The sequence below is a fragment of the Achromobacter sp. 1L-A-4-B-C2 genome (assembly GCF_057291955.1).
Map to the genome: position 1 here is coordinate 876,548 of NZ_JBXAWP010000001.1, position 19,614 is coordinate 896,161.

A 19,614-nucleotide genomic window follows, 5' to 3' on the forward strand; every position below is an offset into this window, starting at 1 on the left:
CACGCCGGCCGAAGTAGTGACAACCCTAGGCCGAAGGCGGGTAAGGCAGCCGGGCGTTACACCAGCGCTGCGCCCTTGCGGCGCGTGAACTGCGCCAGCGACCGCAAGGCCAGCGCGTGCATGGCCGCCACCGATGGCAACAAGGTTTCTTCCTTGCGGGTCAGCACGCCCACGATGCGCTCGACGGTGGGCTCGCCCAGCGGCACGAAGGCCAAGCCACTGCTGACGGCGGGTCGCGCCAGCACCGGCAGCACTGTCACGCCCAGGCCGCTGACCACGCTGGCCAGCAACGACGCGCGGTTCGACACCACCATGGCCGGGTCGTCGATGGCGCTGCCCAGTTGCCGGTTCTTGAGCGTGTCGAAGGTGGCGTTGCCGATCAGGCGTTCGCCTTCCAGCGCCGCCCACGGCACGGCTCCGCGCCGCCGCGCCAGCGGATGCGATTTGCGGCACACCAGCCCGAAGGCATCTCGCGCCACGGGGGTGAACGCGACCTCGGCCGTGCGCGGCACCTGGCCGGCAACGCCCACCTGCACTTCGCCCGTCAGCACCAGCCGGTGCACGTCCTGCGACGATTCATCCACGGCGCGGATGCGGATGTCGGGATGGCTGCGCGCGTAGCGTTCCAGCAGGCGAGGCAGCCATTCGTCGGCCAACGACGGCATCACCGCCAGCGACACCGGCCCCGTATTGCCCATGCCCAACTGCCGCGCCGCCTCCAGCACGCGGTCATGCGTGGCCAGCAATTCGCGCAGCAGCGGCGCGACCGCCAGGCCCAGTGGCGTCAGCTGCGCCCGCTTGCCGGCTTCGAACAGCGGCGCGCCCAATTGCTGTTCCAGGTCCTGCATGGCGGCGGACACGGCGGCTTGCGAGCGGTGCGTGCCTTCGGCCGCCAGCCGAAAGCTGCCGTGGTCGGCCGCCAACAGGAATTGGCGCAGGTGCTGGATCTTCAAGGGTGCGGGCATGGCGGGCATCGATTGACTTCAGGTTTTCCGAAATTAACTTGAGTTAATTTGGATTGTCAAAATTCCGGCATGGCTTGAACAATAGGTCCATCGTCAGCCCTTATGCACTGGAGCAATCGAATGGCCCTGCAAGTCCGAAAGATCATCAGCTATGTGGAAAAGACCTGCATCGAAGGCGGCAAGCCGGCCGAGCGGCCGCTGATCATGATCGTTGCCGCCGCCGTGATCCGCAACCCGTGGGCGGGCCTGCCGTTCCAGGAAGACCTGCGCCCGCGGATCCTGGAAAACGCGCCGCCCCTGGGCGAACTGCTGGTGGCCGAAATACTGCGGCAGGCGGGGTCGGCAGACCAGATCGAAGCCTATGGCAAGGCCGCCGTGGTGGGCACGTCGGGCGAGGTCGAGCACGCGTCCGCACTGATCCACACGCTGCGCTTTGGCAACGCCTATCGCAACGCCGTGGGCGGCACCAGCTACCTGGCCTTTACCAACACGCGCGGCGGCCCGGGTTGCGTGATTTCCGTGCCCTTGATGCACAAGGAAGACGAAGGCTTGCGTTCGCACTACCTGACCGTGCAGACCAATATCAACGACGCCCCCGCGCCCGACGAAATCGTTATTGCGCTGGGCGCGGCAACGTCCGGCCGGCCGCACCACCGCATCGGCAACCGCTATTCCGATTTGCAGGAACTGGCGCAAGAGGCGCAATCGAAATGAGCACGCCACGTCGACGTTCCGGTCGTGGCGCGCCGCTGGTGTTGCTGCACGGCGTGGGGCTGGACCACACGCTTTGGGATGATCTGGCGCCGCTGCTGGAACCCCGCTTCGACGTGCTGCGTTACGACCTGCTGGGCCATGGCGCGGCGCCCGGCATCCAGGGTGCCGCGAACATCGGGCAATTTATCGAGCAGCTGGATGCCGAGCTGGATGCGGCGGGTTGGGGCGAAGCCAACGTGCTGGGCTATTCGATGGGCGGTTTGATCGCGGGCGCCTACGCCGCCGCGCGGCCCTGCCGCGTGACCCGGCTGGTGCTGCTCAGCACGGTGTTCCAGCGCACGCCCGACGAGGTGCAGGCCGTGAAGGCGCGTCTGGTGGCGGCTGCCACGCAGGACGTGGCGACGTCGGCGGCGGTCTCGCTGCAACGCTGGTTCACGCCCGCGTTCGAGGCCGCCCGCCCCGAACGCGTCGCTGCCATCGGCCACCGCTTGATAAAAAACAACCGCGCCAACTTCCTGGCGGCCTATCGTCTGTTCGCGCATGGCGACGCGCTGCTGGCGCAAGCCGCGCCGGATATCGCCTGCCCCACGCTGGTGATGACAGGCGGGGATGACGTCGGGTCCACGCCTCGCATGACGCGCGCGTTGGGGCGGGCACTGCCGGACGCCCGAGTGCGCGTGCTGGATGGACAACGGCATATGCTGCCGGTGGAAGCGCCCGAGGCGCTGGCCTCGGCGTTGCACGGCTTTTTATTGCCGGGCGGGCAATCGGATGCGCGACCGGACGGTATGCCCGACCGGACGAATGACCCGGCGGCCCAGCCACTGCGGGGCCCGTCATCAAGCCCGTTTCCTGGCCCTGGGATGTAGGAAACCCAGGCCCAACGCCGGCCGCCACGCCCACACCGCCGACCACGCAGACCCGCGCTGAATCGCCCGCCCAACAGAGGCGATCGGCCAACGCTCTGAAGACTGAGCGCAGATGGAGACAAATGCATGAATCGCAGAACCGTTTTGAAGCACCTGGCCCTGGGCGCAACGACGCCGCTGGCCGCATCGCTGGGCTTGTCGTTGGGTTTGTCGCTAAGCCGTAATGCCGCCGCGCGCGAGGCGCCGCTGCGCGTCATCGTGCCGTTTCCGCCGGGTGGCGGCACCGACGTGCTGGGCCGCGTCATCGCCGCCACCCTGGAAGGCGCGCTGGACCGCCCGGTCGTCGTGGAAAACAAGCCCGGCGCCAGCGGCATGCTGGGCGCCGACTACACCGCCAACGGCGCCAAGGACGGCAGCATGCTGCTGTTTGCCGGGCTGGTGCCGTCCGTGCGCTACTACGCGCGTCCGCCCGAAGAGGTGCTCAAGCAACTGGCGCCCGTCTGCCCCATCGCGCGTTCTCCGTACATGGTGGCCGTCAATGCCGACCTGCCCGCCAAGACGCTGGCCGACCTGGTGGCCCAGGCCAAGCGCGATCCCAAAGGCTTGACGTTCGGGTCGCCCGGCAACGCCACGCCGCAGCACCTGGCCACCGAACTGCTGCAAGCGGCGTGCGGCATCGACCTGCTGCATGTGCCGTATCGCGGCACGGGCCCGATGATGACCGACCTGCTGGGCGGCCAGATCCAGTTGGTGGTAGCCACGGTCGCCGCCGTTGAACCGTATATGAAGGGCGGACGTCTGCGCGTGCTGGGCGTTACCAGCCGTGAGCGGCTGCCCAAGTATCCCGACATCCCCACGGTTGCGGAAAGCGGCTACGCCGGGTTCGACGCGCAGATCCAGTTCGGCACGTATTGCGCGGCCGGCACGCCCGACGCGATGATCGCTGCGTTGAACCAGGGCATCAACCGCGCACTGCAAACCGAGGCCGTGCGCAGCAAGCTGGCCGAACAGGGCTTTGCGCCGACGGGCGGCACGCCCGCGCAGTTGCAACAGTCGCTGCTGGCCGAGATCCGCAACGTGGCCGGGCTGGTGCAGGCGGGCAAGGTCCGGGTGGACCTGTAGCGATCGTTGCCGCGTCGGTACAAGCGGCAACGTCCGGGTCGAGCTGTAGCGATCTGTAGCGGGCGGTAGCGAAGGGGCGCGCAGCCGCCCCAAGGCCTGATTAGAATTCGGACTTCTTCCTTTCCGCCCGCCCGCCATGTTCCGTCCCTATTCGCGTCTGCCCGCCGCCGCCCTGCTTCTATCCGCCGTGGTGACCTGCGGCGCGGCGCAAGCGGCCAGCGGGCCTTGCCCGGAAGCGGCCGGCATCGTGCGCACCGTCTACAACAATACCGACAAGCCCGACGCCCAAGGCCGCATCCGCTTGAAGGAAGGGCACGCCATCGTCACGCTTTCCGACGCGGACGTGGGCGCGCCGTTTGCCGTGGCATGCAAGGCATGGCCCGCCAATCCGGACCTGTTGCTGGTGGCGGTGCCCCTGATGCAGGACACCCCCGACCCCGAGAACGGCCACGTCGGCGATCTGGACGTGCTGGTGCTGGACAAGCAAACGTTGCAAGTGCGCCAACGGCGGCGCCTGGTGGGCCTGATGTCGGACGATGCGGTGCGCATCGCCGGGCTGGCGTTCGACACCGCGCGCTACGACGTGGCAACCGACAAGCGCGCCTTCGGCATCCGCATCGAACGCGAAGGCGCATCGCGCGCCAACCCGTTCGATGAAACCAGCTTGCGGTTATTCACCGTGCACGACAACGAGTTGCGCCTGGTGCTCGACGGCATGTCCGTCAACCGCTCGTCGGGCGTGTGGGACACCACGTGCGCGGGCGAATTCTCGGAAAGCGCCGTCAGCTTGGCAATAGGCGACACGCAACGCCGCGGCTACCGTGACCTGATCGCCACCGAATCCCACTCGGCCAGCCGCGCTTCGGTGCAGCAAGGCGACTGCAAGGAAAAGACCGTCAAGCAAGGCAAAACCCGCCACACGCTGACATTCGACGGCAAGCGCTACCGCATCCCGGCCGCGCTACGGTCCATGGATCGCGATAGCGCTGGATAAGCCAAATTTGCCGCAGCGCAATGAACAACCCAGCAGGCGGCAACAGCGCCGGTGGCCGGCCAGACCGCTATCAGGCCGGCCCGCTTGATCCCCGCCCCGCTTCGGGATTCGGATATTTCCAAGTTGTCCCCGTCAGTATTCTTAGTCGTCCTATAGCCATACGCTGACTCGCTGTCCAAGATGTGCCGCATGACGCATTCAAAGGGGGCATCGTGAGTCACAAACATGACTTCCGATTTAGCTTTAGCATCGTAGGCGGCATGGATTTTGAAGTGGTCGAGTTCACGCTCGACGAGGGCTTGTCCGAGCCGTTTCGCCTGGAACTGGATCTGGCCAGCCACGAATCGTCGGTGGACTTCGGCCTGGTGCTGGACCAGGCGGCGCTGCTGACCGTCTGGTATCAAGGCGCCCCGGTACGCTACGTGCACGGCGTGGTCTCGCGCTTCGAGCAAGGCGCCACCGGCTTTCGCCGCACCCGCTACCGCGCCACCGTTGAACCGCTATTGGCGCGCGCCGGCCTGTCTTCCGATTGGCGCATCTTCCAGCAGTTGTCCGTACCCGAAATCCTGCAAGCGGTGCTTAAAGAGCACGGCGTCCTGGACTACGAACAGACGGTGACGCACGAACACCTGCCCCGCGAATACTGCGTGCAGGCCGGCGACACCGATCTGTACTTCATGGAACGGCTGGCCCGCGAAGAAGGCTTCTTCCATGCGTTTCATCACCACGCCAAAGGCCACCGTCTGGTCCACAGCGACCGCTTGCACATACACGGCAACATCGATGGTGGCCCGGTGCGCTATCTTCCCGCCCCGGGCGGGGACCAACCCGAGCCCGCGCTACGCCGCTTTTCCTACGCCGAACAGGTGCGCACGGCCCGCCAGACCCAGCGCGACTACACCTACACGCACCCGCAATACACACAGGAACACAGCCGCGACGGTGTCGACCTGCACCACCAGCACCGTCACTACGAACGGTACGACTACCCGGGACGCTACAAGCGCGACGAAGCGGGCATTCCGTTTACCGAGAACCGCCTGCGCGGGCTGCGACGGGATGCCCGGATCGCCACGGTGGAAGGAGACGACCCTCGTTTGGTCCCCGGGCTGTCGTTCGAACTGGCAGGCCATCCACGCGGCGACCTGAATCAAGGCTGGCGCCCCATACGCATGCGTCACCACGGCGTGCAGCACAGCAGCCTACAGGAAGACAGCGCCGACGCGCAGCAAGGCACCCGTTATGGCTATACGGCGGAGCTGGTCTCCAAGCACACGGAATGGCGACCCGAACCGCTGCCCAAGCCTCGCATCGATGGCCCGCAGATTGCCACGGTGACCGGGCCAAAAGGGGAAGAGATCTATTGCGACAGCTACGGGCGCGTCAAGGTGCAGTTCCCTTGGGACCGCCTGGGCAGCCATGACGAACACAGCTCGTGCTGGATCCGCGTGTCGCAAAACTGGGCGGGCGCCATGTGGGGGCATATGGCCATACCGCGCATCGGGCAGGAAGTCATCGTGAATTTCCTGGACGGCGACGTGGACCAGGCTGTCATCACGGGCCGCACCCACATGGCGCTGCAACTACCGCCTTACGAACTGCCACGCCACAAGACGCGCATGACGATAAAAAGCCAGACGCACAAAGGCGAGGGCTATAACGAGCTGCGCTTTGAAGACGAGCGCGATCAGGAAGAGATTTTCGTGCATGCGCAGCGCGATCAGAACATCCACGTCAATCACGACGAGACCACGTTCGTGGGACACGACCGCAGCGAAAAGATCGAGAACGACGAGACGATTGCCATCGGCCGCAACCGCCGCGAAACCGTGGCTACCGACGAGCAGGTCGATATCGGCCAAGACCGCCGCCACAGCACCGGGCAAGACGATTTTCTGAACGTGGGGCGTAACCACACCGTCCATACGGCCAAGGACCGCACGGAAGAGGTCGGCAACAGCCGGCGTGACAAGACAGCCGCCAACCACTGGACCGACATCGGCGGTTATGCCGAAACAAGAATCGAAGGCTATGACCTGCTGGAAGTCGGCCAGAAGATACATCGCAAAACCACCGTCTACGAACTACAGACCGGCGAGAAGGTGGTCTTTAAGGGCCCTGGCGGCACCATCACCATCGACGGCTCGGGCATCACGCTGGATGGCGTCGAAATCAAGATCAAGGGGCCATTGAGCCAAAGCAGCGCGGGCGCAGGCAGCGCGCTACAGATTGCGGGCGTACCCGCCGTGTCGCGCGACGTAGACCCTGCGGATATTCCGTTATCCGAGTAGGCAACGCGCGCGGCTATCCATCGGAGTTCCAACCTGGGAGCAAGGCCTCATGTTGATCAGCGCACCCTTCCTGCGCGCGGTGCTGCAAGCCGACGATGCGGAAAGCAATGCCTACTGGAGCCTGGGTGAGAAGACAGGCAAAGGCGCCTTTCCCGTCAGCCACCAGTTCGGCTGGCATGGCGGCGTGCACCTGGTGGCACCGGGGTCTCCACAGAAGCCCGAACCGGTGCGGGCAATTGCAGATGGTGTCGTCGTGTATGCCAGGGCCAGCGACTCACCCAAGCGCGGGGTCGATGCCACCACGCCCGCCGACGACCCGTTGATGTACTACAAGGGCTGGACCAGTAACGGCGTCCTGGTGCTGAAGCACGACACCGAGATCGGCGAAGACGTCAGCGTCACGTTCTATTCCATCTACCAGCATCTGCACGCCCTGGAAAAGCACACGGGCACAAAACTCGCGTTGAACACGGGCGACAAGGTGTACCGCAAAGAGGCGATTGCCCGCGCGGGCTACCTCTACGGCGAACCCGACCGCATTCATTTCGAAATAGTGGCCGACAGGGCCAACGTCGAGCGATTGCTGGGCCGCAGCGCCGGCGCTCTGAAAGCCAAGGAGGGCCGCCGCGATTGCGTGTGGGGCGATATTCACTTTGTATTGCCCGCCAATACGCCGCTGTATGACATGAATCCGCGTGAGGTTCGAAGCACCTACCTGATACGCCACTTTCAAACCGGGCAGCCCGGCAGCGCGGAACGCCCCGCCGCCCTTGCCTCGCAGTTCGGCACCACCCCTGACCGGCTATGGCAGATGAATCGCAAGTCGCCGAGCGGTGCGGATCGGGAAGGCGATGAGAAGACGTGGTTGAACTGGGTGAACGGCGCGCATCAGAGCATGTTCGATCTACCTACCCCTAGCGCAACGGAAAGAACAATCTATGTGCCGGGGGTTTACGGCGCGCTCGTTGACCGCTTTCCTTCCGGTTCGAATCCCGATCACTGGGCAAACTGGCAGGTGCCGGTAGCCGCGCGGACCACGGCGGAGCTGATTATCAGCATCAGCGAACTGCGGGGTGCCTTTACGGTCACCGCGCGAACTCGGCAAGGCGAGATCATTGGCGTCCTGCAAGGCGCTGCCGAGAAAACCGAAAGTTCGTACGAGCTATACAACACGGCGGTCAAGCAGTATCCAGGCTGCCCCAGCGCGGGGTTTGAAATGCTGCGCTTTGGTCGTGTGCTGGGTCCTGATGCGCCGGCACAAAGCGATTTGTATCACGGCCGACTGCCCCACATCCGCAGAGTCCGGCTGTCTGACGACAGCATCTTCTTCGTTGACCTGAATGCACCCGACGTCCAGGTCTACAGCGATGCAGATTTTCCGCATTGGCAAGGTTGGACGTTTATTGACGACGATCTGGACGGCAATAGCCGATGCGACTCGGGCACGCTGCTGAACCTGATAGAACCGTTGAAACCCACTGCGCATCCAGCGCCGACGCTGACGGGAGTCTTGGGAGACACGCTTCACAAAATGGCCACTGGCGTACACGCCTTGATGCAATACCAAGACCGCCTGGCACGCGCCACCGCCAAGATCCGCACCGCGCAAGTATCCAAGGCATTGCGCCGCTGTGTGGTGAAGATCCCCACGGAATGGTCACGGGATGATTTTGACAAGCGATGGGGTTGGCTGAAGGTGGACGACCCCGACCAACGCCCGGCGAATGTGCTGAGGACAAGCGAATGCCTTAGTGATGAGGCCTATGGCCGGCTGAAGCGGCATCACGAGGCGTTGGCGTTCTGGGAAGACGCGCAGGCGCAAGGACTGGCACTGGATAAGGTGCATTACCACTTTCATCCGTTGCAGTTTATTGAGGAGTTCAGGAAGTGTGGGTGGCTCTCCAAAGGTGACCTGCGGCGAATCTATCCAGACGCCTTGTACAACAAAAAAGAAACCCCCGATCCGGAGATGCTCAGGGAAAAATATCGTGCCTCTGTAAATAAGGCAATGCGAAAGTACTTCATCGTCACGCCAACACAGATGGCTCACTTCCTCGGCCAGGCAGCAGTAGAGTCCTATAGCTTCGCGCGAATGATGGAAGCGTCATCCACCCATTTCACAGCCAGCCTGCAACCAGAGCGAGGAGGCTACTACAACAACCCGCAAGACGAGCACTTCAACTATCTGGATAACAAGCTGGGAAACGTAGACAGCGGAGATGGACGAAAATATCGCGGCCGCGGAATAAAGCACCTGACCGGTAGAGAGAACTACGCCAAATACTGGGTTTACAGGGGATGGCTTGAAAGTTCGTCGTTCAATCGAGCGTGGTGGACATCTTCGCAAAAGAAGCGTCCAACAATTGAAAGGCCTCATGCCCTGAGTGAGGATGCATATAACTGCGCCGACGCAGGTGGCTGGTATTGGACGGCGGGGGCAGCGTCCAACCGATTCCTCACCATAAACTCGAAAATAGTCGAGCTTGACGTATCGGACAGCGCCATATTCGCAGTCTCGGCCGCGATAAACGGAATCGGCGCGTCGGGAGAGCCCAACGGTCTACCGGAACGCACCGCCCAGACCAGGAGGATATCGAAAATAATTTTGGACACCCCATGAACACCATACGGTATGCCTTGGGCTCCATTGCAGCCTCGTTGTTATTCTCGGGCATGGCTGCGGCGGACTCTATATCCTTCCACGATGGATTAGAAGTCCTGGTACCCGCCCACAGCGCAGACACCCACTCCGTCAATGGTGGCACATGTATTGATGCGTCCAGACACTCGTTCGCGTTGAGAATCTGCCTGTACAGAAGATCTTTCGAGGACATGGCGGCTTCCAACATGTTCTTTGAATATCGATCTTTAAGCGATGATGAAAAAGAGCTAGCAGGCCCTTTACCCGAAGATTCGTACGTCGTCAGCGCGGGAAACTGGCTACATCCAACGTCAAAAAAGGTCAGCACACACTTTCAGTACTACGAGGCAGTGGGCGTCTTATGTAATCTGGGAGCCAACTTGCCAGAGCCTACCTATCGAGACTGCTACTTTGCAGGGATGAAGCCCCTTCTGAACTTGGCCACCCCATTGAGCATTTTCGTCTCGTCCGGCTACCCCGTGACCGAGTCCAAGAAACTTCAGACCCAGAAAATAAGAGAAGCGATTAACTCCATCCAGATACTTAAGCCATCTGCACTCATTAATTCACAACAGGAAAAATAACAGGACTGCGGGAAACCGCGCCCACACGTCTTGCGTCCTTGAATCCGGCGTTGTCTGCACCCCGCCCCCCCCCGCCGCAATCCCCCCCCCACCGCTGGATAACCACCATTTACAAGCCGATTCGTCTCTGTGCATGCTGCCGTGTTGATCCGGCACAGATCGGGCGCAACATGGAGACGACATGCCTAGTCAGGAATCCCCGCATACCGCCCACATTCGCGAGATCGAACAGGTGGGCCAAGGCCGGCCTACGCAGCGCGATGCGCATGTGGTGCGCAGTTGGCTGCGCTGCCTGGATCAGTACCAGCTCGATCCGGCGCAGGCTTGTGAAGCCTATATCGTGCCGGATGGCCGGTTGCGAGAACATCGGCAGCAATCCGAAGCGCTGATCCGCATTGCGCGCAGCGGGCTGGATCATCTGTTCCGGCAGGTGGCGGGGCAAAACTATGTGTTGTTGCTGGCCGACCGGCAAGGCGTCACCGTGGAATTCCTGGGAGACCCCGCGCAGACATCCAAGCTGCGCAAGGCGGGTCTGTACCTGGGATCGGAATGGTCCGAGCCGCGTGCCGGCACCTGCGCGGTGGGCGCCTGCCTGGAGACGGGCGAGGCGCTGACCATTCACCAGACCGACCACTTCGACAATACGCACACGCCGCTGTCCTGCACCGCCGCGCCAATCTATAACGCCGACGGGGAACTGGCCGCCGTGCTGGATATTTCCCTGCTCAGTTCGCCCAGCCTGAAGACCAGCCAGAACCTCGCGCTGCATCTGGTCAACAGCACGACGCGCCGCATTGAACTGGCTAACCTGATGGCGCGCACGCGCAATGAATGGGTGCTGCGCTTTGCGCGGTCGCCCGAGTTCTTGGATGTAGACCCGGAAGCGGCCATCTCGCTGGACGGCGCGGGCCGCATCCTGGGCATGACGCATTCGGGCGCCAAGCTGCTGGCGCGGGCGGCCGGGCTGGACTGGCGCCAACCGGCCGGCCTGATCGGACTACCTGTCACGCGTTTTTTCGACGTGCAGTTGGACGACCTGCCGCGGTACACGCGCGGCCATGCGCCGCAAGACCGCCTGATCGTCGCGCGCGACGGCAACGCCCTGTTCGCCCACGCCATCGAACCGAACCGCAGCACGCGCGGCGGCGCCGTGGCCGTGCGCGGCACGCCATCCGCACTGCGCGGGCTGGACGGCGGCGATGCCAGGATGGCGGCGTTGCAGAGCCGCGCCGCCAAGCTTGCGCGGCAAGGCCTGCCTATCCTGCTGCACGGGGAAACGGGGGTGGGCAAGGAATATCTGGCGCGCGCGATTCACGAAGACAGCCGGCGGCCGGGCCGCTTCGTGGCGGTGAACTGCGCGGCCATTCCTGAATCCTTGATTGAAAGCGAGCTGTTCGGCTACCTGCCGGGCGCTTACACCGGCGCGGCGCCCAAGGGTCGCAAAGGGCTGATCGAAGAGGCGGATGGCGGCACGCTGTTTCTGGACGAAATCGGCGATATGCCGCTGGCGCTGCAAAGCCGGCTGCTGCGCGTGCTGGCGGAATCCGAAGTCACGCCCATCGGCGCCAATGCGCCGCGTGCGCTGCGTCTCGCGTTGGTGTCGGCTTCGCACCGCGAGCTGGGCGCGCTGGTGCGCGAGGGGCGTTTTCGTGAAGACCTTTACTACCGTATCAACGCCGCCACGCTGACGGTGCCGGCGCTGCGCGAACGCCAGGATCTGGACTGGCTGATCGCGCGCATGCTGGCGCGTCACCAGGATGAGTCCGGTGCGCCCGTCCTGTCGCCTGGCGCCTTGCTGGCGTTGAAGGCGCACACGTGGCCCGGCAATATTCGCGAACTGGCCAACGTGATCGCCGTGGCCGCCGCACTGTGCGAACACGGCGTCATCGAGCCGGGCGACCTGCCCGACGCGCTGGCCCCGGGCGGCGTGGCGGTGTCGGCCGAGGAAGCGGCGCTGCGGTCCACGCTGGCCAGTTGCGCGGGCAATGTGTCGGAAGCCGCGCGGCGGCTGGGCCTGGACCGTTCCACCGTGCACCGCCAGATGCGGCGCTACGGGCTGGGCGCTCGCGGGCGGCGCTAGGGCTTTCTGCACTGCGGTTCCTGGCGCGACTTTCCTCGATCAGGCCGTAACTTGCCGCGCCGCCGCCAGTTAGCGCGCCTGGCCGCAACTTGCCGCGCCTCGCCCGACTTGCCCCCTGCCCGCGACCCAGCCCCCCACGGCGCCACACCCCCGCGCCACAGGTGTGGCGTCGCGCCACGGTGGGTCGGCAGCGTATCCGCCCGTTCCCCCCGTGCCACGGGCGCGCGGCGTTGTCGGCGAGCTGGCACAGCATTTGCATGGAAGGGGTTGGGCAGCCACCGGCCGGTACAGGCCGGGACCGCTCGCGGGCGTACGCGTCCGCCCCCCAACCACGCCCGCCATGGGCAAGGAGACAAGCTATGCAGACCGCCCCCGCCGACGCCGCTTTGGACGCCGTGCTTGCCCGTCTGAACACCGCGCTGGGAAACAAGGACATGGCCGCCATCGCCGACCTGTTCCAGGAAGAATGCTATTGGCGCGACCTGGTGCTGTTCAGCTGGAACCTGCGCACGTTCGAAGGCCATGCGCAGATCCGCGACATGCTCACGCAACAACTGTCGCAAGTTGAACCGGTGCGCTTCACGCGCGACGATCGTGAAGCGACAAGCGACGACGACGGCCTCTTGCAGGGCTGGCTGCACATCGATACGAACCTGGCGCGCGGCTACGGCCACATCCGCGTGAAGGACGGCAAGATCTGGACGCTGCTGACCACCATGTCCGAGCTCAAGGGCCACGAGGAACCCAGCGGCACGCGCCGCCCCCTGGGCGCCGAACACGGCAGCCGCCGCGAACGCCAGACCTGGCTGGAAAAGCGCGAGCAGGAAGCCGCGGAACTCGGCTACAAGACGCAGCCCTACGTGCTGATCATCGGCGGCGGGCAAGGCGGCATTGCGCTGGGCGCGCGGCTGCGTCAACTGAACGTGCCAACCATCATCATCGAAAAGAACGAGCGCGCGGGCGACAGCTGGAGAAAGCGGTACAAGTCGCTGTGCCTGCACGACCCGGTCTGGTACGACCACCTGCCCTACATCCCCTTTCCGGAAAACTGGCCCGTGTTCGCGCCCAAGGACAAGGTGGGCGACTGGCTGGAGATGTACACGAAGGTGATGGAGCTTAACTACTGGACGTCCAGCGTCTGCGAATCGGCGCGCTATGACGAGGCGAAGAAAGAATGGGAAGTCACCGTGCTGCGCGACGGCAAGCCCGTCGTGCTGCGGCCCAAGCAACTGGTGCTGGCCACCGGCATGTCGGGCAAGCCGAACGTGCCGCGCTTTCCCGGGCAGGACGAGTTCCAGGGCGAACAGCAGCATTCTTCGCAACATCCCGGGCCGGACGCCTATCGCGGCAAGAATGTGGTGGTGATCGGCGCCAACAATTCGGCGCACGACATCTGCGCGGCGCTGTGGGAAGGCGGCGCCAACGTGACGATGGTGCAGCGCTCGTCTACGCACATCGTGCGGTCGGACACCTTGATGGACATCGGGCTGGGCGGGCTGTATTCCGAAAAAGCGCTGGCCAGCGGCATGACCACGCGCAAGGCCGACCTGACGTTTGCGTCGCTGCCCTACAAGATCATGGCGCAGTTCCAGATCCCGCTTTACAACCAGATGCGCGAACGCGATGCCGAGTTCTACAGCAAGCTGGAGAAGGCCGGCTTCATGCTGGACTGGGGTGACGACGGCTCGGGCCTTTTCATGAAATACCTGCGGCGCGGCTCGGGTTATTACATCGACGTGGGCGCTTGCGACCTGATCATCGACGGCAGTGTGAAGCTGCAATCCAATACCGACGTCAGCCACCTGGCGCGCGATGCCGTCGTGTTGAAGAACGGCGTGACCTTGCCCGCGGACCTGGTCGTGTATGCCACCGGCTACGGCTCGATGAACGGCTGGGCCGCCGACCTGATCAGCCCGGAAGTTGCCGACAAGGTAGGCAAGTGCTGGGGCCTGGGATCGGACACCACCAAGGACCCCGGCCCGTGGGAAGGCGAACAGCGCAACATGTGGAAGCCGACTCAGCAGGAAGGGCTGTGGTTCCATGGCGGCAACCTGCATCAGTCGCGGCACTATTCGCAGTATCTGTCGCTGCAATTGAAGGCGCGCCACGTGGGCTTGCCGGTGCGGGTGTACGGCATGCAGGCGGTGCACCACAAGCGCTAGCCTGGCGTTGATGTGCCTGTCGCAAGCGGCCCCCGGCCGCTTGCACCCCCTTTACCCCGGCTTGCGCCTCGCCCCACCGCGGGGTAAATTGTTGACAATTCAGCGTCCACACAACGCTTTATCCCGATATTCACCCCGCAATTCGGACATATTGTTGACACTATGAGCAAAGTGCTGACGCTGCCAGGCGCGGCGCCCGGGGACGGCGAGACGCTGTCGGATCACATCTTCAAGAAGATCCAGGCGGCCATCGTCAAGGGCGAGATCGCCCCGGGCAGCAAGATTTCCGAACCCGAACTTGCGCGTATCCATGGCGTCAGCCGTGGGCCGCTGCGTGAAGCGCTGCATCGCCTGGAAGGCCAGAAGCTGCTGGTGCGCGTGCCGCATGCGGGCGCGCGGGTGGTCTCCTTGTCGCAGCAGGAATTGTCCGAGCTGTATGAGATTCGCGAATCGCTGGAAGGCACCGCATGCCGGCTGGCCGCCGAACGCATGCCGCCGTCTGAAATCGCCGAGCTGCGCGAGGTACTGCACGCCCACGAACGCGATGCCGCTTTTCAAGCCGGCGTGGGTTACTACCAGCAGGAAGGCGATTACGATTTCCACTACCGCATCGTCAAGGGCAGCGGCAACCAGATGCTGTTTCGCATGCTGTGCGACGAGCTCTACCAACTGGCGCGCATGTACCGCATCCAGTATTCGACCACGCCCAACCGCCCCCGGCAGGCCTATGCCGAACACCACCGCATTCTTGACGCCATCGCAGACCGCGACGGCGAGCTGGCTGAAATCCTGATGCGCCGCCATATCCGCGCGTCACGTATCAACATCGAACAACAGATCGCGCAAAGCACGCTGACGCGCACGGAGGCATGATGAACCATTCGTACCGCAAGACCCTGCCCGGCACCCGCCTGGATTATTTCGATGCGCGCGCCGCCGTTGAAGCCATTGCGCCCGGCGCCTACGCTGGCCTGCCGTACACGTCGCGCGTGCTGGCCGAAAACCTGGTGCGCCGCTGTGACCCGGCGATGTTGACGGATGCGCTCAAGCAACTGATCGAGCGTCGCCGCGACTTGGACTTTCCGTGGTTTCCCGCGCGTGTGGTGTGCCATGACATCCTGGGCCAGACCGCGCTGGTGGACCTGGCGGGCCTGCGCGACGCCATCGCTGAAAAAGGCGGCGACCCGGCCAAGGTCAACCCGGTGGTGCCGGTGCAGTTGATCGTGGACCACTCGCTGGCGGTGGAATTTGACGGCACCGACCCCGACGCCTTTGCCCGCAACCGCGCGGTGGAAGACCGCCGCAACGAAGACCGCTTCCATTTCATCGACTGGACCAAGCAGGCCTTTCGCAACATCGAAGTGGTGCCGCCGGGCAACGGCATCATGCACCAGATCAACCTGGAACGGATGTCGCCCGTTATCTACACGCAGGACGGCGTGGCGTTCCCGGACACGCTGGTGGGCACCGACAGCCACACGCCGCACGTGGATGCGTTGGGCGTGATCGCCATCGGCGTGGGCGGGCTGGAAGCCGAAAACGTGATGCTGGGCCGCGCCTCGTGGATGCGCCTGCCGGACATCATCGGCGTGGAACTTACCGGCCGCGCGCAGCCGGGCATCACCGCCACCGACGTGGTGCTGACGCTGACCGAGTTCCTGCGCAAAGAAAAAGTGGTGGGCGCATATCTGGAGTTCTTCGGCGAAGGCGCCGCCAGCCTGACCTTGGGCGACCGCGCCACCATTTCGAACATGGCTCCTGAATACGGCGCCACCGCCGCCATGTTCTCGATTGATCAGCAGACCATCGACTACCTGCGCCTGACCGGCCGCGAAGACGAACAGATTGCGCTGGTGGAAACCTACGCCAAGACGGCGGGCCTGTGGTCCGACAGCCTGGCGACCGCCGAATACGAACGCGTGCTGCGCTTTGACCTGTCGACGGTCGTGCGCACGCTGGCCGGCCCGTCCAATCCGCACCGCCGCCTGCCCGTCTCGGACCTGGCCGAACGTGGTATTTCCGGCGTGGTCGAAAACGCACCGGGCTTGATGCCCGACGGCGCCGTCATCATTGCCGCCATCACCAGCTGCACCAACACCAGCAACCCGCGCAACGTGATTGCCGCCGGCCTGTTGGCACGCAATGCGCGCCGCGCCGGCCTTGCCCGCAAGCCGTGGGTGAAGAGCTCGCTGGCGCCCGGCTCCAAGGCGGTGCAGCTGTACCTTGAGGAAGCCGGGCTGTTGCCGGATCTGGAAGCGCTGGGCTTCGGCGTCGTCGCCTTCGCCTGTACCACGTGCAACGGCATGTCGGGCGCGTTGGACCCGGTCATCCAGCAAGAAATCATCGACCGCGATCTGTATTCCACAGCCGTGCTGTCCGGCAACCGCAACTTCGACGGCCGCATCCATCCGTACGCCAAGCAAGCGTTCCTGGCGTCGCCTCCGCTGGTGGTGGCCTATGCGATTGCCGGCACCATCCGCTTTGATATCGAACGCGATGTGCTGGGCGTGGATGGCAACGGCAAGGAGATTCGCCTGAAAGACATCTGGCCCAGCGACGAAGAGATCGACGCCATGGTCAAGACGGCGGTCAAGCCCGAGCAGTTCCGCAAGGTGTACGCGCCGATGTTCGGCATTCAGGAAGACCGTAAAGCGGGCGTCAGCCCCTTGTACGATTGGCGCCCGCAAAGTACCTACATTCGCCGTCCGCCGTACTGGGAAGGCGCGCTGGCCGGCGAGCGCACGCTGCGCGGCATGCTGCCGCTGGCGCTGCTGGGCGACAACATCACCACCGACCACCTGTCGCCGTCCAACGCCATCCTGATGGACAGCGCGGCCGGCGAATACCTGCACAAGATGGGCCTGCCCGAAGAGGACTTCAACTCTTACGCCACCCATCGCGGCGACCACCTGACCGCGCAGCGCGCCACCTTCGCCAACCCCAAGCTCTTTAACGAGATGGTGACCAACGAAGACGGCACGGTGAAGCAGGGATCGCTGGCGCGCGTAGAGCCCGAAGGCCGCGAGATGCGCATGTGGGAAGCCATCGAAACGTACATGCATCGCAAGCAGCCGCTGATCATCGTGGCGGGTGCCGATTACGGCCAGGGCTCGTCGCGCGACTGGGCGGCCAAGGGCGTGCGGCTGGCGGGCGTGGAAGCCATCGTGGCCGAAGGCTTTGAACGCATCCACCGCACCAACCTGATCGGCATGGGCGTCTTGCCGCTGGAATTCAAGCCGGGCGTGAACCGCAAGACCTTGGCGCTGGACGGCACCGAAAGCTATGACGTGATCGGCGAACGCCAACCGCGGGCGGACCTGACGCTGGTGATCCATCGCCGCGATGGCCAGACCGTGCAGGTGCCGGTGACGTGCCGTCTGGACACCGCGGAAGAAGTGTCCATCTACGAAGCCGGCGGCGTGCTGCAACGCTTTGCGCAGGACTTCCTGGAAGCCGAATCCGTTGCGGGCGACACCAAGAAGGCCGGCTAAACCGGGCTGCGCACCGCCGCCCTGACCCTCACAGACACCAGGACATCCCCATGGCTCATGCTCCTCAGACCAAAATTACCGCCACCTACATGCGCGGTGGCACCAGCAAAGGCGTGTTCTTCAAGCTTGACGACCTGCCCGAATCCGCGCGCGTGCCCGGCCCGGCGCGCGACGCGTTGCTGCTACGCGTGATCGGCAGCCCCGACCCCTACGGCAAGCAGATCGACGGCATGGGTGCGGCCACCTCCAGCACCAGCAAGACCGTCATCGTCGGCAAAAGCACGCAGCCGGATCACGACGTGGACTACCTGTTCGGCCAGGTCTCCATTGACCAGCCGTTCGTGGACTGGAGCGGCAACTGCGGCAACCTGTCGGCGGCCGTCGGCCCCTTCGCCATCACCAACGGCCTGGTCGACCCGGCGCGCGTGCCGGACAACGGCGTGGCGGTGGTGCGCATCTGGCAGGCCAACATCAAGAAAACCATCATCGCTCACGTGCCCATGACGGACGGCGCGGTGCAGGAAACCGGCGACTTCGAACTGGACGGCGTGACCTTTCCCGCCGCCGAACTGCGCCTGGAATTCATGGACCCGGCCGAAGACGGCGACGGCGGCTCGATGTTCCCCACGGGCAATCTGGTGGACGACCTGGAAGTGCCGGGCGTGGGCACGTTCAAGGCCACGATGATCAATTCCGGCATCCCGACCATCTTCCTGGAAGCGGCTGCGCTGGGCTATACCGGCACGGAATTGCAAGACGACATCAACAGCGACGCGGCCGCCCTGGCCCGCTTCGAAACCATTCGCGCGCATGGGGCGCTGCGCATGGGCCTGATCGAAAAACTGGAAGAGGCCGCCAGCCGCCAGCACACGCCGAAGGTCGCATTCGTGGCGCCGCCCAAGGCCTACGTCTCATCCAGCGGCAAGCAGATCGAGGCCGACAAGATCGACGTGCTGGTGCGCGCGCTGTCCATGGGCAAGCTGCACCACGCGATGATGGGCACGGCATCCGTCGCCATCGCAACGGCCGCGGCGGTACCCGGCACGCTGGTCAACCTGGCCGCCGGCGGCACCGAACGCGACAACGTCAACTTCGGCCACCCCTCCGGCACGCTGCGCGTAGGCGCACAAGCGCAGTTGGTTGACGGCGAATGGAAGGTCACCAAGGCCATCATGAGTCGCAGCGCGCGCGTGCTGATGGAAGGCCGCGTGCACGTGCCGCGAATCGGGTTCTAAGGCGGGGCGGCGCAATCAGGCAGGCGCGGGCTTCGCGCCTGGGCCTGGGTCCAGCACTTTCAACACCGCCGCCCCCGTCGCCAGCACCTGCCCGGCGACGCTTAGCTCCCCCCGCATGAACACCAGGCTGGACGTGGCGCGCAGGACGTCTCCGCGCACTTCCAGGAACTGTCCCGCGCGTGCCGCCGCCAGGAAGTGCGTGTCCAGTTGCACCGTGACGCACGCGCGGCGGTCCAGGGCTTGCCAGGCGATGGCGCTTAAGCCGTGGTCCAGCAGCGCGGTCAACAAGCCGCCGTGTACGACGCCTGCCGGGTTCAGGTGGTTCTCGGTGGCCAAGAGTCCGTAGGCCCACGCCTGCCCTTCCTTGCGCACCCACAAGGGGCCGATCAGTCCGGCGAAGCCGGGTAGTGATTTGCGGTGCCAGCCATCGGCGGCAAGGGATTCGGGATTGGCGGGGTGCGACATG

At 64.5% G+C, this 19,614-nt stretch carries 14 protein-coding genes; 12 read left to right on the top strand and 2 right to left on the bottom strand.

Translation table 11 applies throughout. The annotated features are described in order from the left end of the window. Positions 1-56: 56 nt before the first annotated feature. The gene (locus AC0Z35_RS03930) at positions 57-965 is read right to left on the bottom strand and encodes a LysR family transcriptional regulator (RefSeq protein WP_120157638.1); all 909 of its coding nucleotides are present in this window, start codon (positions 963-965) and stop codon (positions 57-59) included. Between the two features lie 120 nt (positions 966-1,085). On the opposite strand from AC0Z35_RS03930, the gene AC0Z35_RS03935 reads away from it, so the two are divergent. From AC0Z35_RS03935 to prpF, 12 genes are all read left to right on the top strand, one after another. After that, on the top strand, positions 1,086-1,679 hold the full coding sequence (locus AC0Z35_RS03935; protein ID WP_104141856.1) for an amino acid synthesis family protein: 594 nt from the start codon (positions 1,086-1,088) through the stop codon (positions 1,677-1,679). Beyond that, entirely contained in the window at positions 1,676-2,548 is an 873-nt protein-coding gene (locus AC0Z35_RS03940; protein WP_485131319.1) for an alpha/beta fold hydrolase, read from the top strand. The genes AC0Z35_RS03935 and AC0Z35_RS03940 overlap by 4 nt, the downstream gene beginning before the upstream one ends. Before the next feature lie 126 nt (positions 2,549-2,674). After that, positions 2,675-3,670, top strand: a complete 996-nt coding sequence (locus AC0Z35_RS03945; RefSeq protein WP_485131318.1) for a Bug family tripartite tricarboxylate transporter substrate binding protein — start codon at positions 2,675-2,677, stop codon at positions 3,668-3,670. Positions 3,671-3,806: 136 nt separating this feature from the next. Beyond that, complete coding sequence (locus AC0Z35_RS03950; protein WP_485131317.1) at positions 3,807-4,664, top strand: PA3715 family protein; 858 nt, start codon at positions 3,807-3,809, stop codon at positions 4,662-4,664. 260 nt (positions 4,665-4,924) lie between these two features. Beyond that, the gene (locus tag AC0Z35_RS03955; protein WP_485131316.1) at positions 4,925-6,955 is read left to right on the top strand and encodes a type VI secretion system Vgr family protein; all 2,031 of its coding nucleotides are present in this window, start codon (positions 4,925-4,927) and stop codon (positions 6,953-6,955) included. Between the two features lie 49 nt (positions 6,956-7,004). Then, on the top strand, positions 7,005-9,575 hold the full coding sequence (locus AC0Z35_RS03960) for a peptidoglycan DD-metalloendopeptidase family protein (protein WP_485131315.1): 2,571 nt from the start codon (positions 7,005-7,007) through the stop codon (positions 9,573-9,575). Then, positions 9,572-10,180 (top strand): hypothetical protein, encoded by a 609-nt coding sequence (locus AC0Z35_RS03965; RefSeq protein WP_485131314.1) that lies wholly within the window; start codon positions 9,572-9,574, stop codon positions 10,178-10,180. The genes AC0Z35_RS03960 and AC0Z35_RS03965 overlap by 4 nt, the downstream gene beginning before the upstream one ends. 181 nt (positions 10,181-10,361) lie before the next feature. Beyond that, on the top strand, positions 10,362-12,260 hold the full coding sequence (locus AC0Z35_RS03970; RefSeq protein ID WP_485131313.1) for a sigma-54-dependent Fis family transcriptional regulator: 1,899 nt from the start codon (positions 10,362-10,364) through the stop codon (positions 12,258-12,260). Positions 12,261-12,619: 359 nt separating this feature from the next. Further along, on the top strand, positions 12,620-14,422 hold the full coding sequence (locus AC0Z35_RS03975) for an NAD(P)/FAD-dependent oxidoreductase (protein ID WP_485131312.1): 1,803 nt from the start codon (positions 12,620-12,622) through the stop codon (positions 14,420-14,422). A 162-nt stretch (positions 14,423-14,584) separates the two neighbouring features. Then, entirely contained in the window at positions 14,585-15,295 is a 711-nt protein-coding gene (locus AC0Z35_RS03980; protein ID WP_104141845.1) for a GntR family transcriptional regulator, read from the top strand. Beyond that, a complete protein-coding gene (gene acnD / locus AC0Z35_RS03985) occupies positions 15,295-17,913 on the top strand; it encodes a Fe/S-dependent 2-methylisocitrate dehydratase AcnD (RefSeq protein WP_485131311.1) in 2,619 nt (872 codons plus the stop codon). Before AC0Z35_RS03980 ends, acnD begins: the two co-directional genes overlap by 1 nt. Positions 17,914-17,963: 50 nt before the next feature. Next, on the top strand, positions 17,964-19,148 hold the full coding sequence (prpF, locus tag AC0Z35_RS03990) for a 2-methylaconitate cis-trans isomerase PrpF (protein ID WP_485131310.1): 1,185 nt from the start codon (positions 17,964-17,966) through the stop codon (positions 19,146-19,148). Between the two features lie 15 nt (positions 19,149-19,163). On the opposite strand, the gene AC0Z35_RS03995 is transcribed toward prpF, so the two are convergent. Further along, the gene (locus AC0Z35_RS03995; protein ID WP_219991182.1) at positions 19,164-19,613 is read right to left on the bottom strand and encodes a PaaI family thioesterase; all 450 of its coding nucleotides are present in this window, start codon (positions 19,611-19,613) and stop codon (positions 19,164-19,166) included. Between the last annotated feature and the right edge of the window lies 1 nt (position 19,614).